This is a genomic window from Clostridium aciditolerans (genome assembly GCF_016316925.1).
Lineage (GTDB): Bacteria > Bacillota > Clostridia > Clostridiales > Clostridiaceae > Clostridium_AM > Clostridium_AM aciditolerans.
In genome coordinates this window covers 74,969-91,549 of sequence record NZ_JAEEGB010000015.1, presented here as the reverse complement: position 1 = coordinate 91,549, position 16,581 = coordinate 74,969, and the positions used below count along the sequence as shown (strand labels likewise).

The 16,581-nt window shown below is 32.4% G+C and carries 13 protein-coding genes; 8 read left to right on the top strand and 5 right to left on the bottom strand.

Annotation, left to right across the window (positions count from 1 at the left end; translation table 11 throughout):
• Positions 1-95: 95 nt before the first annotated feature.
• A complete protein-coding gene (gene nifJ / locus I6U51_RS13815; protein WP_211143203.1) occupies positions 96-3,620 on the top strand; it encodes a pyruvate:ferredoxin (flavodoxin) oxidoreductase in 3,525 nt (1,174 codons plus the stop codon).
• Positions 3,621-3,688: 68 nt separating this feature from the next.
• Here nifJ and I6U51_RS13810 read toward each other — a convergent pair whose 3' ends face one another.
• Positions 3,689-3,856: a CDIF630_02480 family spore surface protein gene (locus I6U51_RS13810; RefSeq protein WP_211143202.1), complete on the bottom strand. Its 168-nt coding sequence runs from the start codon at positions 3,854-3,856 to the stop codon at positions 3,689-3,691.
• 259 nt (positions 3,857-4,115) lie between these two features.
• Between I6U51_RS13810 and I6U51_RS13805 the strand changes: the two genes are divergently transcribed.
• Genes I6U51_RS13805 through I6U51_RS13790 form a run of 4 tightly spaced genes read left to right on the top strand, consistent with a single transcriptional unit; the run spans position 4,116 to position 8,363 of the window.
• Complete coding sequence (locus I6U51_RS13805) at positions 4,116-4,586, top strand: DUF3189 family protein (RefSeq protein WP_211143201.1); 471 nt, start codon at positions 4,116-4,118, stop codon at positions 4,584-4,586.
• 49 nt (positions 4,587-4,635) lie between these two features.
• A complete protein-coding gene (locus I6U51_RS13800) occupies positions 4,636-6,147 on the top strand; it encodes a spore germination protein (RefSeq protein ID WP_246517343.1) in 1,512 nt (503 codons plus the stop codon).
• Positions 6,134-7,231, top strand: a complete 1,098-nt coding sequence (locus I6U51_RS13795) for a GerAB/ArcD/ProY family transporter (protein ID WP_211143200.1) — start codon at positions 6,134-6,136, stop codon at positions 7,229-7,231. Before I6U51_RS13800 ends, I6U51_RS13795 begins: the two co-directional genes overlap by 14 nt.
• Positions 7,215-8,363 (top strand): Ger(x)C family spore germination protein, encoded by a 1,149-nt coding sequence (locus I6U51_RS13790; protein ID WP_211143199.1) that lies wholly within the window; start codon positions 7,215-7,217, stop codon positions 8,361-8,363. The genes I6U51_RS13795 and I6U51_RS13790 overlap by 17 nt, the downstream gene beginning before the upstream one ends.
• A gap of 139 nt (positions 8,364-8,502) precedes the next feature.
• On the opposite strand, the gene I6U51_RS13785 is transcribed toward I6U51_RS13790, so the two are convergent.
• Together I6U51_RS13785 and I6U51_RS13780 are read right to left on the bottom strand one after the other, a co-directional pair.
• On the bottom strand, positions 8,503-9,633 hold the full coding sequence (locus I6U51_RS13785) for a zinc-dependent alcohol dehydrogenase (protein ID WP_211143198.1): 1,131 nt from the start codon (positions 9,631-9,633) through the stop codon (positions 8,503-8,505).
• Between the two features lie 38 nt (positions 9,634-9,671).
• Entirely contained in the window at positions 9,672-10,316 is a 645-nt protein-coding gene (locus I6U51_RS13780; protein ID WP_211143197.1) for an undecaprenyl diphosphate synthase family protein, read from the bottom strand.
• A 151-nt stretch (positions 10,317-10,467) separates the two neighbouring features.
• On the opposite strand from I6U51_RS13780, the gene I6U51_RS13775 reads away from it, so the two are divergent.
• Positions 10,468-11,799, top strand: a complete 1,332-nt coding sequence (locus tag I6U51_RS13775; protein WP_211143196.1) for an FMN-binding glutamate synthase family protein — start codon at positions 10,468-10,470, stop codon at positions 11,797-11,799.
• 125 nt (positions 11,800-11,924) lie between these two features.
• A complete protein-coding gene (locus I6U51_RS13770; RefSeq protein ID WP_211143195.1) occupies positions 11,925-12,479 on the top strand; it encodes a hemerythrin domain-containing protein in 555 nt (184 codons plus the stop codon).
• A gap of 64 nt (positions 12,480-12,543) precedes the next feature.
• Here I6U51_RS13770 and I6U51_RS13765 read toward each other — a convergent pair whose 3' ends face one another.
• A complete protein-coding gene (locus tag I6U51_RS13765) occupies positions 12,544-13,206 on the bottom strand; it encodes a hypothetical protein (protein ID WP_211143194.1) in 663 nt (220 codons plus the stop codon).
• A gap of 265 nt (positions 13,207-13,471) precedes the next feature.
• On the opposite strand from I6U51_RS13765, the gene hcp reads away from it, so the two are divergent.
• Complete coding sequence (gene hcp, locus I6U51_RS13760) at positions 13,472-15,325, top strand: hydroxylamine reductase (RefSeq protein WP_211143193.1); 1,854 nt, start codon at positions 13,472-13,474, stop codon at positions 15,323-15,325.
• Positions 15,326-15,410: 85 nt separating this feature from the next.
• Here hcp and I6U51_RS13755 read toward each other — a convergent pair whose 3' ends face one another.
• Complete coding sequence (locus I6U51_RS13755) at positions 15,411-16,259, bottom strand: YitT family protein (RefSeq protein ID WP_211143192.1); 849 nt, start codon at positions 16,257-16,259, stop codon at positions 15,411-15,413.
• Between the last annotated feature and the right edge of the window lie 322 nt (positions 16,260-16,581).

The window sequence follows — 16,581 nt, the reverse complement described above, 5'->3', positions numbered from 1 at the left end:
AGTTAGGAAAATAGTATGAATATCAGGCACATCTAAATTTAAATTATTATTTATTTCCCTGTGCCTTATTTTAGAAATGTAAGGAGGATTATTTCATGAAAAAGGTTATGAAGACAATGGATGGAAATCAAGCTGCTGCTTATGCATCATATGCTTTTACAGAAGTTGCGGCAATATATCCGATAACTCCATCCACGCCTATGGCAGAAGGTGTAGATGAATGGTCTGCTCATGGGAAAAAAAATATATTTGGTCAGACAGTAAAAGTCGCTGAAATGCAATCAGAAGCAGGTGCAGCAGGATCAGTTCATGGCTCACTTGCGGCAGGAGCATTGACTTCAACATATACAGCATCACAGGGGCTACTTCTAATGATTCCTAATATGTATAAAATAGCAGGAGAACATTTACCAGGAGTTTTTCATGTAACAGCCCGTGCTATAGCTGCTCATGCATTGTCAATATTTGGAGATCACCAAGATGTAATGGCATGTAGGCAAACTGGTTTTGCATTACTAGCTTCATCAAGTGTTCAAGAGGCAATGGATTTAGGATGCATTTCGCATTTATCTGCAATTAAAGCAAGGGTTCCATTCTTGCACTTTTTTGATGGTTTCAGAACATCACATGAGTATCAGAAGATAGAAGTTATTGAGTATGAAGAACTTGCAAAACTTGTTGACTATGAAGCTATTAAGCAATTTAGAGATAGATCAATAAACCCAGAACACCCTGTAGTAAGAGGTACTGCGCAAAATCCAGACATTTATTTCCAGGGGAGAGAAGTTTCAAATCCATTTTATTTAGCGGTACCAGATATTGTAGAGAACTATATGAGAGAAATAGAGAAGGTTACTGGAAGAGTTTATCATCCATTCGATTATTATGGTGCACCAGATGCAGAGTACATAATAGTAGCTATGGGCTCAGTTTGTGATACTATAGATGAAACTGTTGATTACCTGATGTCTAAGGGAGAAAAAGTAGGATCTATAAAGGTACATTTATATAGACCATTCTCATCTAAATATTTCTTTAATGTAATGCCTAAGACTGTAAAGAAAATAGCAGTTTTAGATAGAACAAAAGAACCGGGATCATTAGCAGAGCCTCTGTATTTAGATGTAGTTAAGCTGTATGATAAGAGTGAGAAAAGGGCTGTAATTGTAGGAGGAAGGTATGGATTAGGGTCTAAAGATACCAGACCATCTCAAATACTAGCAGTGTTTAATAATTTAAAACAAGATAATCCAAAGGATGGATTTACTATTGGAATAGTAGATGATGTAACAAACACATCACTTCCGGAAGAAGATATTATACAAACATCACCAGAGGGAACTATAAGTTGTAAGTTCTATGGATTGGGATCAGATGGTACCGTTGGAGCAAATAAGAGTGCGGTTAAGATTATTGGAGATAACACTAACCTCTATGCACAGGCGTATTTCTCCTATGATAGTAAGAAATCAGGCGGAACAACTGTTTCTCATTTAAGATTTGGTAAAAAGCCTATTAAATCACCATATCTAGTATATAAAGCTGATTACATTGCTTGCCATAATAAGTCCTTCGTATACAATTATGATTTACTAAAAGGTCTAAAAGATGGTGGAACATTTGTGCTCAACTGTCCATGGGATGAGAAAGAACTGGATGAAAGGTTGCCAGCATCAATAAAGAGATCTATAGCAAAGCATAATATTAATTTTTATGTGATAGATGCTATATCGATAGCAGGCGAAATAGGGTTAGGCGGAAGAATAAATATGATAATGCAATCAGCATTCTTTAAACTAGCTAATGTAATTCCTATTGAAGATGCTATTGAATACTTAAAGAATTCTATAGAGCACATTTACGGCAAAAAAGGTCAAAAGATTGTTGAAATGAATAAGGCTGCAGTTGATAGAGGAATAGATTCCTTGAAAAAAATTACTGTACCAGGAACCTGGGCTGATGCAAAAGATCCGGATATGCCAATTAAAGATGAACCGGAGTTTATTAAGAAAATTCAACGACCTATAGCAAGACACGAAGGTGACGAACTTCCTGTTAGCACTTTCGTAGGTATGGAAGATGGTTCTTATCCACTTGGTACAACAGCATATGAAAAGAGAGGAATTGCTGTAATGATACCTGAATGGCAGATAGATAAATGTATTCAATGTAATCAATGCTCATATGTATGTCCTCATGCAACTGTAAGACCATTTTTACTAGATGAAGATGAAGTAAAGAGAGCACCAGATACATTTAAAACTAAAAAGGCAACAGGAAAAGGACTAGAACAGTATCAATACCGTATTCAAATTGCTCCACTTGATTGTACAGGATGTGGTAATTGTGCAGATGTATGTCCAGCACCGGGAAAAGCGCTTATAATGAAACAGGCAGATCATGAAATAGAGATGGAGGCAGAAAATTGGGAATTTGCAATGACTGTTACTGCTAAGGATGATGTTATGGATCCTAACACATTAAAGGGAAGCCAGTTTGTAAGACCATTGCTTGAGTTTAACGGGGCTTGTCCAGGATGTGGTGAAACTCCATATATTAGGCTTTTAACACAATTATTTGGAGATAGGATGATGATTGCTAATGCTACAGGTTGTTCGTCAATTTGGGGAGCAAGTGCGCCATCAATAGCTTACAGTACAAACGCAGAAGGCAAAGGACCTGCTTGGGCAAATTCACTATTTGAGGATAATGCTGAATACGGATATGGAATGTATTTAGGAGTTAAGCAGATAAGAGAAAAAATAGCTGATTTAATGAAGATATATGTGCTAGCTGATGGAAAAGAAGAAATAAAGGAAGCCTTCAATTTATGGTTGAATGAAATGAATGATGGAGACGGTTCGAAAAAAGCTACAGATAAAATACTCGAGGTTTTAAAAGGTTACGACTACAGTCAGGATGAAATTATAAAAGAAATAATGGATAGAAAAGACTATCTAATAAAGAAATCTCAATGGATTATAGGTGGAGATGGTTGGGCATACGATATAGGATATGGTGGTGTGGATCAAGTACTTGCAATGGGAGATGATGTAAATCTATTTGTTATGGATACAGAAATATATTCTAACACTGGCGGTCAATCCTCAAAATCTACACCAACTGGTGCGGTAGCTAAGCTTGCAGCAGCAGGAAAGAAGGTAAGAAAGAAAGACCTTGGAGCAATGGCAATGACTTATGGTTATGTATATGTGGCTCAAATAGCAATGGGTGCAAATATGAATCAAACAATCAAAGCTATAACTGAGGCTGAAAGATATAAGGGACCATCACTTATAATTGCATATGCTCCATGTATAAGCCATGGTATAAAATCTGGAATGGGAACTAGCATAATGGAAGAAAAGAAAGCTGTGGAAAGTGGATATTGGCATTTATATAGATATAATCCAATGTTTAGAGAAGAAGGAAAGAATCCGTTCCTATTAGAGTCAAAGGAACCAACAAAACCATTTAAGGATTTCATACATGGTGAAATAAGATATTCTTCACTTATGAATGTATTTCCAGAAATTGCAGATAAAATGTTTGATGAAGCAGAGAAAAATGCTAAAGAAAGATATGACTTCTATAAGCGCTTAGCAGAAATGAAATATTAACAAAAGTTATATATAAAATTATTAAAAGAAAGGGTTACTATTTATAGGTAACCCTCTCTTTATAAACATTATTTTTCGTTTGTATCTACCCATTCCTTTGCATTTCTTACTTCGGTTTCGCTAGGTAAATGAACATTTGAGACTGGTTTTGTGTCTTCTATATTAGCCCATGCTGCAGTGTCATGACTTTCTATTGGAACTCCCATAAAGCGTTCCTTAATTCTATTTTTTGCCATACTATCCCTCCTCTATATTATTATCTTCAAAGAAGTAAAAGCTATTAGTGAAAGTTTTCTCATCCGTTGAAAGATTACCCAGATATGTTAATATGGGTAGCTTTATATTAAGTTTTAGCCATGAATAAAAATATGGAATTTAAGGTACTTTAATATAATAAGAGATTATATATGAAATTTTTGAACATTAAAATTGAAATTATTGAAGTTATTTTAGGATAATTAAATTAAAACTTATATGAGAATAGGAGGATTAATTATGATAGTTGTTTATCATGATGCAGGAGGAGCACACTCTACAGCTACAGCTGCAAATATTCATATAGGAAACCTCTCTATGGATAAGATTCCTACAAAAGAAGAATTATTGAGTCTACCGACTTTTGACAAAACAACTCGAAGTCAAATGGGAACGCTATTATATATTGGGGAAGATGAACTTGGAACTAAGGTATATACTGTAGGACGTAGATATAAGCCTAATTTAGTCATACCTGCTATATCAAGTATGTATACTATTTTACATGGAAGCACAGATGATCTGCTTATAGTAGATACACAACCATCTGTTAACTTGTTGATGAAAATTGGAGGTTTTAGCTCAAGAGCAATAAATCTTGTGTCTTTTGGAAGGCCAATAGTAACCTACGGAACTATTAAAGCATATAAGGATATTGCAAATATTGTTAAAAAAGTAAAGCAGCAAATAAATGACAGAAATAAGCAGTAAATAGATTATAACAATTATTAAGACATCATAGATGGTGGTGTTTGTAAACATGATAAACAATACAAATATGAATAATAATGGTCCTAATAACAGTAATGCAAATATAAAATTATCTAACTGTCTTTTGGATAATATAAATCAATTAAAAGCAAAGTTTACTAATTGTCCAGATGTTATATGGAAAAATGTATATTTAGATAATAATAAAGAAGGTTGTTTTATATATGTAGAAGGTCTTGTTAATGACAACTTAATACAAAGAGATTTTATAAGCCCTATAATTTCTATGAAATATGGAGATTTATTAGATTTAAAAAAAATACAAAACATTCCTACTAGTAGTGTTTTTCTTACTTATGACTTTGATGAACTTTTGCAAAATATAATGTCAGGAATAACAATTTTTATTGTGGATGGCATCAATTATGCTATATGCTGTGAAAGCAAGAAATCTGAAAAAAGAGAGATAAGCGAACCGCAAACTGAGAAAAATGTAAAAGGACCTCATGAAGGATTTATAGAAGATTTAAATGTAAATATGTCTATATTAAGGAAAATAATTAGAAATAATAATCTTAAATTTAAAACGCTAAAATTAGGGACTACAACTAATCAAACTACTGCAATTGCATACATTGAAGGAATAGCAAATCCTCAGATGATAGATACTTTATATAATAAACTAAGTACTATAAACTATGACGGATTACTTGCTATTGGTTACATACAACAATTTATAACTGATTTTAAGAAGTCACCTTTTCCACAATACCAGGCCACAGAGAGGCCTGATAGAACTACTGCAGCGCTTTTGGAAGGAAGATTAGTAATTTTGCTAGATATGACTCCTGTAGTTCTTATTTTACCAGTAAACTTTTTTGCATTTTTAACGGCTTTTGATGATTATAGTACTCATTGGATATTTGGAAGCTTTTTGGGGGGGTTAAGATTTCTAGCTTTAATCATTGCAATTCTTCTTCCAGCATTATATATAGCGATTATATCGTTTCATTACTACATGGTTCCATTGAGTCTATTGGTATCATTAGCAGAATCCAGATCAAGAGTATTTTTGCCACCTATACTTGAAGCATTAGTTATGGAAATAACTATAGAGTTTATTCGAGAGGCAGCTGTAAGGCTTCCTACTTATATAGGAACTTCGGTAGGCATAGTAGGAGGTATTGTTATAGGGCAGGCAGCAGTTCAAGCAGGTATTGTAAGTGATTTGCTCATAATTATAGTAGCAGTAACTGCTATTGCTTCATTTGTTGAACCAACTTATGATATGGGCTTAGCTATAAGATTTATAAGGTTTATAATAATGATATTTTCTTCCATATTTGGGATTATAGGTATTATCATAGGTGTATCACTGATAATTGCGAATCTCATTGTATTAGAATCCTTAGGACAGCCATATTTTCAACCCATTATACCTTTAAAAGTTAAAGATCTTAAAGATACTATTGTAAGATTTCCACTTAACTTACTTAGAAGGAGACCTGAAACGTCAAAACCTGTAGATAAGAAAAGGGGAAAAGATGATGCAGAAGGATAGAAATAGCATAACATCAACGCAGGTAATGACATTTATGTTAAATGCTCAAGTAGGTGTTGGTATACTTTCACTACCAGCATCTCTTGCAAAAACTGTTGGCCATGATGGATGGATTTGTGTAATAGCAGCAAATTTTATATCTATAATCTCAGGCATCTTAATAACATTTTTTCTAAAAAGATATCATAACAAGTCAATTTTAGAAATTAATAAATTATTATATGGTAAATATATAGGAACTTTTAATAATTATATATTAGTGATATACACATACGTACTACCAGCTTATATATTAAGAGAATTTGTTGAGCTTATAAAGATCGCCATATTAAGAAATACTCCAGCTATTATTTTGAGCTTTTTTGTTATGATTCCTAGCATATATTTAGTATGGTATGGATTAAAAAATGTATGTAGATATGGCAGTATATTTTACTTTTCAATAGCAACTATGATGGTTTTACTAATATTGGTAAGTAAAAACATAAGGTTAACATTTCTTCAGCCTGTGGGGGAATCTGGAATTAGAACCATTATAAAAGGAACAGGTACTGTAACTCTTTCATTTTTAGGTTATGAATTACTAGCCTTTATTTGTCCTAATGTTATGGAGAAAAATAAGATTACAAAATCTGCAATAACAGCAATTTTCTTAGCTGGTTTTTTTTATACTTCAGTTGTTATAGTTTCTACAGGAATATTTGGTGAAAACAGGCTAAAATTCATGATGTTTCCTCTTTTTAGTTTAACTAGAACATATAAATCTATGTTACTTGAAAGAGTAGACTTATTTTTTATATCCTTTTGGATGCCCGTCATGGCTGGTGCAATACGTGCATATTATTTTTGTGCATATTATAACTCTTATAAACTCTTAAATATAAAAAATAAAAAAGTTCTTATTACTTTATGCACAATTATAATAGTTTTGATAAGTAGAATCCCAAAAGATCAAATACAAATTTCAAACTTTGAAAAAATAGTTAGCATTTATGGTATTGCAGTTATAGGTTTTCTTTTAGTAAGTTATGCATTTTCCTTTGTTAATAAAAGAGGTGTAAATTCTAATGCAAAAAATAATTAGAATAAAGATAAATAAAATACTTGTAATCTCGATAATGGTGGTTTTTTCAAGTACACTTATAGGTTGTTGGGATCAAAAAATTTACGAAAAAGTTGGATTTATATTTGTGGTTGGAGTAGAGTCTTCAAAGGAAAAACATAAAAAGCTATTAGTTACTTACACAAATCCAGCTATTGGAATTGGGAAAAGAAACCAGGTGGAACTAACTAGTCAAGAGGCGGACTTATTAAGGCAGGCTATAGAGATTTCAAGAACAAAAACATCTAGACCATTAGAATCTGGTAAGATTCAGCAAATACTTATTTCAAAAGAATTAGCGGAAAAAGGTGAAATACATAATTTAGTATCCATATTCTCCAGTGACCCTCTAAGTCCTACATTAGCATTTTTAGTTATTGTAGATGGAAGTCCATATGAATTGTGTAAAAAATCACTTGAGTTTCCAGATAAGCCGAGGATAGGAGTGTACTTAAATCAATTGCTTGAAGCTGCTGTAAAAGATTCAAAAGAACCAGAAACTAGAATTTATAATTTTGATACAGAATATTATGCGGAAGGATTAGACAGTATAGTTCCTATGATAAAATTAGAATCTACAACAGTTAAGCTTACAGGTTCGGCACTGTTTTCAAGAGATAAAATGGTAGGGAACATTGATGTTAAGCAAACTACTTTAATGCTTGCAATGATGAATAAACTAAAAAATACAGCGGAGTACATATTTAGAGTTCCTAATATAGAAGAGGCTCATAGTGGTGTAAGAGATGGCATAGCTGCTTCTATAAAAAAAATAAAAAGGAAAATAAATGTTACTATAGATAGAGGTAAACCAATCGTAAATATACAATTTAAATTTAAAGGATTTATAGATGAGTACAGATGGGACGATTTAGATAAAGAAAAAAAGTATAGAGAACTCGAAAGTCAAATGGCTGAGGAGTTGAAAAATGAGTGTTTAAATATAATAAAATACACTCAGGCAGTAGGTAGTGATCCACTAGGAATTGGAGATATAGTAAGGGCTAAACATAGTGACTATTGGAAAAAAGTTGACTGGAAGGAAGCTTATAAAACAGCTGAAATAAATATTGATGTTAAATTTGAATTAGAAAGCCATGGATTACTGTACTAATTTAAAGTAGTTTCTTATGTATAAAACAAATAATAAGCCAGTATGATTGGAAATAAATTATCATACTGGCTTGTTATTTGTTTTTATTATATTAAGTTTAGAATTAATAAGAAAGTTGGAGTTATTAAATCTAAGGGCTTTAAGGCTTTAAAATTACCTTTATACAGTTATCATCCTTTTTATCAAAGATAGAATAGGCATAGTCTCCTCTATCGAGTGGAAGCACATGGGTTATTATATCAGTTGCATCAAATTTTTCGTTTCTTATTAAATTTAAAATAGGCTTTACGTATTTGTGTGCTGGGCATTGCCCCATTTTCAAAGTAATATTTCTTGAGAAAAAGTCTCCAAGTGGAAAGGAGTTATATCTTGCACCATAAACACCAACCATAGATACAGTACCGCCTTTTCTGACACATTGGGCTGATAACTCTATAGCTGATTTAGAACCTCCCTGAAGTTTTAATGCTGTTTCTATCTTTTCTACTGTAGACATTATACCATCCATACCAACACAGTCAATTACAACGTCGGCTCCTCCATGGGTTATTTCCTTTATATAATCTCCAGTGTAATCATGATTGTCAAGGTTAACAGTTTCAACATCATTATATCTTTCAGCATGGTTTAATCTGTAACCAACGTGATCCACAGCAATTATACGTTTAGCACCTTTAAATGCAGCCCATTTCTGTGCTAAAAGACCAACAGGTCCACAGCCTAAAACTACTACTGTATCTCCAGATTTAACACCTCCGTTTTCAACTCCCCAGTATGATGTTGGTAATATATCAGTCAAAAACAATACTTGCTCATCGGTAAGTTCTTCTGGTATTTTAGTAGGTCCGACATTCGCATAAGGTACTCTTAAATACTGAGCCTGGCCTCCGTCGTAACCACCGTATGTATCGCTATATCCAAATATCGCACCAACTTCTCCATGAGGATTTGAGTTATCACATTGGCTATATAAATCATGTTCACAATACCAGCAGTGACCACAGGAGATAGGAAAAGGAACTATAACTCTGTCACCTTTTTTTATCTTTGAAACATCTTTACCTACCTCTTCAACTATTCCCATAGTTTCATGCCCTAGTATAAAACCTCGAGGCATATTTGGAACCATTCCGTGTATTAAGTGTAAATCTGAACCGCATATAGTAGTAGAAGTAACCTTAACTACTATATCATCAGATTTTTCGATTGTAGGATCTTTAACTTCCTTAACTTTAACATCATTTATTCCGTCATAAACAATAGCCTTCATTGTTATTCCCTCCTTTTATATAAGAAAAGTATATTGTTTTATCCTCCAAGGGTAATATCCTGTTTATCGTACCATTCAATAGCTTCATAAAATTGTGAAGGATTAAAGTCAGGCCAATAATCATCTATAATGTAAAAATCTGAATAAACTGATTGAACTGGTAAAAATCCGCTAAGTCTTCTTCTTCCTCCCCATCTTATAATTAAGTCTACCCTAGTAATATCAGAGGATTTTAAGTAACTTATTATAGTGTTTCTATTATTTGTAGTTAAATCGTTGGCATTTCCCAAATCCCATTCCCAGCCGTAGTTAACTAAAAAGTTGACTCTCATGCCTCCTTTTCCAAATTGCTTTCTTTTAGTAAAAGGAAGAAGTTCTTTAGGAAACATAGGCGATGAACTATTACCAACAACTAAAAGAGAGGCATCTTCCTTAGATAGCATTTTTACTGCGTCTATACATGCTGCAGTAAAGGCTTTAGTTTGTACTGCTGGTCTTTTGGTATTGTCCGTAGTAAAACCATAATAAGTTAATTCTTTTACTCCAAGCTCTTTGCAAAGCTTAAATAATTGTAATCCGGGATCAAGTCCTGGGCCGTATCCTTGTTCTTTACCTAATCCTTGCTTAACAGCCCAGCGTCTGTTTCCATCGGGTATAACGCCAATATGATTTGGAATTCTCATTTTATAGCCTCCTATATATTAACTATTAATGACAGTATTACCATATAATATGAGTTTTATTCCATAATAAACCAAACCAAAGATTACATATTACTTTATATATTTATACACAATAATTATTAATGGTAAAACTGAAAGGAAGTGTATTTTTATGTTTCAAAGCTTAATTAGAGGAATAGCTAATGATACTGCTGACGATTTAATGGGAAGAATGCTAAAGGACGAATATACAGAAAATCTTTTCGGGCTTATAACAGCAGCACAAAAGTTAACAGTACGTGCTATAATTGAGGCTTGTATGAGAGGGGAGTCTGGAGAAGTATTAAGTAGATCACTTGGAAGTCCAAATGTTCAATCTCTATGGAATAAATTATATTTAAACCCAACACAGCTTTTTTCACTTCCTACAAAGGATGAATTTGCTGTAGATACCCAAGTAACTATAGGCAAAAATGCTGTAAAACCTTTAAAACTATCTATGCCAATTATGATAACAGGTATGTCTTATGGAGCTTCGTTAAGCTTAAATGCTAAGGTTGCATTGGCAAAGGGAGCTAGTTTAGCTGGGATTTCAACGAATACTGGTGAAGCACCGGTCACTAATGAAGAAAGAAAAGCTGCTACCTTACTAATAGGCCAATACAATAGATATAGATCATTGTGTACAGTAGAACAGTTATCTCAGCTGGATGCTATAGAAGTTCAACTTGGTCAAGGAGCTTGGGGAGGAGCAATGGTTGGAAGTATTAAACCAGAAAATATAGGAGATCATATGAGAGAATCATGGCACCTTGGAGAAAATAAACCAGCTAATAGAGGTTCAAGATTTGAAGAAGCAAATACATCAAAAGAAATAATAGATTTAGTAAATAAGCTAAAAAAAGATTATGAAGTACCAGTGGGAATTAAAATAGCGGCATCTCATTTTATTGAAAAGGAATTAGATATAGTAATGCAAACTAATGCAGATTTTATAACTATTGATGGTGCTGAAGGGGGAACAGCCGGTTCGCCTCCAACTCTTCAAGATGATATGGGGCTTCCTACATTATATGCTGTATCTAGAGCAGCAAAATATTTAGAGCAAAATGGGGTAAAAGATAAATATGATATTATTTTAGCAGGAGGATTAAGTACTCCTGGACATTTCCTCAAGGCCTTAGCACTTGGAGCTAGTGCTGTTTACATAGGGTCTATAGCACTAATTGCAATGATTCAAGCTCAAGCAGTGAAAGCAACTCCTAATGAGCCAGCACCACAGCTTGTGCTTTATGATGGAAAGCTAACAGATGAATTAGATGTAGAGCTAGGAGCAAAAACACTGTCTAATTTCTTAAATTCTTGCAATGAAGAGATGAAACTAGCGCTTGTTGCTATGGGTAAGACTGGATTTAGCCAGCTTTCAAGGGCAGACTTAGTTACTGTACATAAAGATTTATCAGATTGTTTAGGAATAGGATATGCAGGATATCCTAGTAATTAAGTGTCATCTACTTTTATTTAATATTAAAAGGAATAAGAAATTATAAAGTTTTCATACACCTTTTTACTACCAAGTTCAAAGTCTAAAAGTTTTGTACTATCAATATTAAATAGAGGTGATTAAAAATGGACTCAATTGAACTAATGAAAGAAGAACATAAGTTTATAAAAAGAGGACTTAAAGTCATAAGAAAAATATGCATAGCTATACTTGAAACTGGAAAAGTATCTTATGATGATTTTATAAAAATGATCGATTTTATACGAAACTATGCTGATAAGCATCATCATAGTAAGGAAGAAAATATATTGTTTAAGAAAATGGAAGAGGAATTGGGGGAAAAAGTAAGAGCACCTTTATCTGGTATGCTTGTAGAACATGATTTAGGAAGATTATTCATCAGCAATTTAGAAGAAGCACTTAAAAAGTTTAAAGAAGGAGATATGGAAGCAAGAGTAGATATTATAGCTAATTCTATAGGTTATTGTGATTTATTGAATAGACATATAGATAAAGAAGATAATGCTATATACAATTTTGCAAAAAGATCCTTAAGTGAAGGCTCTCTTAAAGAGATTGAAGATAGATGTATTGAATTAGAGGATTGTGCTGGTGAAAAAAATACTCAAAATAACTACATAAAAATGTTAGAGCAGTTAGAAGAGAAGTGGATTAAGTAGCAGATTATATTACAAAAAAGAGTAAAAGATATTGAATCCTTTACTCTTTTTTATTATTTTTTTATTATTTTTTTATTATTTCATTTACAGATACAGGAGTTTCAGTAGCATTATGAGTTACCTTATAAGTAAAGCTGCTGTTAAGTGTTTCAATGAAAGCTTTAATCCATGCCTCTCTCAATGTGTAAAAGACATTTATGTCTCCGCCCACAGCATCCCAGTAATTTTTATGCAGACATAAGGCTGTTTCCCACTGCAATTTATCTTCACTACTTACAGTAATATCATTTACTCTATCACAAGGCATACCCTCAATGATATAGCTATTTAACGCGTTATACATTTCTTCAGGAGTGCTAATTTGATATTTTTCTTTTGCTTCTTCGGCACAAATACTAGCTTGCTTAGCATATAAATCTAGAGCTATATTTAGTGCCTCTTCTTTGTTATGATTATTAAATATTTCTGTTATAAAAGCAGCCTGTCTTGTCTCTGCAAGTGATATTTTATGTTGTAACCAACCATGTATGTTGGAGACGTCTATTAATTCCTCTATAGGCTTATTCTCTAAAGGATATCCATGCTTTTCTTCTATATTCTTATATAGGCTTTTTACACTTTCCCCATATTTTTCTGTATAAGCATTGACTAAATCTGATTCTAACCCCTCATATAATTTTATTTTATTGAATAACCATGTATGAATAGGTGCTAAAAATTTACTCATTTTTATATCTCCCTTCTAAACAACTATATAAAATAAATTACCACTTAAGTTTAAATATAGTGATGATGTATTTTAAGTAAGTTAGATTAGTATTTATTTTACTAGATATTATTTTATGTGTTTATTATATTATTAAACATTTCTTTTTTCTGTAACATAGGTTACTGATTTATAACATTATTTTTGGTAAAGTATAATCACTAATAGAAAACCCGCAAGATTTTACATAGCAAGTAAAAATTTATATTAAGAGGGGGAAATAATAATGAAAATAACTAGCAATATGCTAATCGGAGAAATTTTAAAATTAGACAGCAAGGCAGCACAAATATTAATGAATCATGGCATGGGATGCGTAGGATGTCCATCTTCACAAATGGAATCATTAGAGCAAGCAGCGGCAGTTCATGGCATAGACTTAGATAAGTTAGTAGAAGATTTAAATAACGGACTTGGATATAGCTTAAAGGCAAATGATTACGATATGTTCTGTTATCAATGTGAGCAGACTGCAGGAGGTAAAGGCTGTACAAAAGCTGGAGTTTGCGGTAAAGATGCTGCTGTAGCTGCATTACAAGACCTTCTAATTCACGAATTAAAAGGAATAGGTTTCTATGGAAATGAAGCAGTTAAAAAAGGAATAAAAATAGATAGTAAAATCAATAAATTTACTATGGATGCATTATTCTCAACTTTAACAAATGTAAATTTTGATTCTAATAGATTAGTTGAGTTAATAAAGGAATCTGAAAGTCTTAAAGCTCAACTTAAGGGAATAGCAGGAGAAATTACTGTAGAAATTCCTGATGAGGTAGATTATAAAGCGCCAAATACTATAGAAGAGATGATATCAGAGGCTAAAGGTTTAGGTATTATGTCAGATTCAACATTAAATGAAGATGTACGCTCATTAAGAGAATTAGGCATATATGGAATAAAAGGAATGGCAGCTTATGCTCATCATGCTTATGTATTAGGAAGAGAAGATGAAGTAGTAAATAACTTCTTCTATAAATTATTAGCAGCTACTTTAGATAAAAACCTAACTGTATCAGATTGGCTTAGCTTAGATATGGAACTTGGACAAGTAAACTTTAAAGTTATGGAGCTTCTTGATTCAGCTAATACAAGTGAATATGGAAACCCAGCCCCAAAAAGTGTACTAGTAACTAAAAAGAAAGGTCCATTTATAGTAGTATCAGGACATGACCTAAAGGATTTAAAACAATTATTAGAGCAAACTGAAGGAAAAGGAATTAATATTTATACTCATGGTGAAATGCTTCCATGTCATGCATATCCAGAGTTAAATAAATATAGCCACCTTGTAGGAAACTTTGGTGGAGCTTGGCAAGACCAACAAAAAGAATTTGATAACCTTCCAGGCGCAGTTTTAATGACAACTAACTGCATACAAAAGCCAAGAGAGAACTATAAAGATAGAATATTCACTTCCAGCGTAGTGGCTTGGCCAGGTGTTGCACATATTGATGATAAAGATGGATTAAAAGATTTTACACCAGTTATTGAAAAAGCTTTAGAACTTGGCGGATGGACTGAGGATGAAGAAGAAAAGTCAATATTAGTTGGATTTGGACATAATGCAACATTAAGCAATGCAGGAAAAATAATAGAAGCAGTTAAAGCAGGAGCAATTAAGCATTTCTTCTTAATAGGCGGATGTGACGGTGCAAAATCAGGAAGAAACTACTATACAGATTTTGCTAAGGCTGTTCCGGAGGATTCTATAATATTAACTTTAGCTTGCGGTAAATATAGATTCAATAAGCTAGATTTTGGAACTATAGGAGAGCTTCCTAGATTACTAGATGTAGGACAATGTAATGATGCATATTCAGCAATTAAAATAGCATTAGCATTAGCAGAAGCATTTAATTGTGGAGTAAATGATCTACCATTATCACTAATTCTTTCATGGTATGAGCAAAAAGCTGTATGTATACTACTAACATTGTTATCTCTTGGAATTAAAAACATTAAGATAGGACCTTCATTACCAGCATTCCTATCACCAAATGTAGTTAATGTATTAGTTGAAACATTTAACTTAGCGCCAATAACTACTCCAGAACAAGACTTAAAAGAAATACTAGGATAAATAGAGTACGGAAATTATTAGAGCGAATAGTTATCAGATAAACTTAATAAAGAATGGGTACTAGCGAAGCTAGTACCCATTTTAATTATGCAATTTCTGCAAAGCCTTCTCCAAGAACTTCGTTAACCTCATTAACTGTAATAAAGGCTCTCTCATCAATATCTTTTATATAATCCTTTAATTTTAAAAATTGTTTTCTATTCACAACAGTAGTAATTACTTCTCTTTCATTATTGTTATATGCGCCTTTAGCGTAGTATATAGTAGCACTTCTATCTAATGTATCTACTATATAATCTTTTATTTCCTCACCTGAATTGCTTATTATTGCTACTTGCTTATAGGTATTTAGGTTTCTTATTACAGTATCTATAAGTGTTGCATTTAGTATTACACCAAGAATTGCATACATACCTTTATCTATTCCAAATACAATAGAGGCAGCTACTGTTATAATAATATCAGCAATTAATACACATTTACCAATGCTAATTTTAAAGTACTTGTTTATTATTTTCGCAATAATGTCTGTACCACCAGTAGATGCATCTTGATCAAATACAATTGCCATACCTACACCACATATTAATACACCAAATATAAGTTGAACTAACATATCATTACTTAAAGGGCGAACATTAGGAAAAAACTTTTCTAATAGTAGAATTATTCCTGAAACGGAAAAGCTGCAGAATATAGTTTTTCCTCCAAAAACAGGTCCAATTATTAAAATACCAGTTATAAATAATATTACCTCCATAGCCATCATTAATGCTCCAATAGGCAGGATTGGGAAAATACTATTTATTATTATAGCAGCACCGCTTATCCCGCCAGCAGCAATATGGTTTGGAGCTAGAAAAAAGTAAGTGCCCATGGCTACTAATAATGCTCCAATAAAAATTATAAAGAAACTTTTGAAATTTTTCTTCATACTAACCCCTCCCGTTTAATTATATTCATTAAAAAAGAGCATATAAACCCAAGAGAATTAAATTCCTCAGATTGATATGCTCTCATTACACATATGCTAAATGCGATCATGTGAACGTCTTTTCAATAAATTAACTAATATATTTTTAAGTTAATCTTATAATAACATAAAAGTATTATATTGTCAATATCGCTGGATTATTTTAATAAAATATAGATTTATTGTAGATAAAAAACAATTGACAAAATTCAAATAATATAATAAATTTAAAATGAGTAATTACTCATTTTAAATGAGTAATTACTATTAAAATATTTCTATT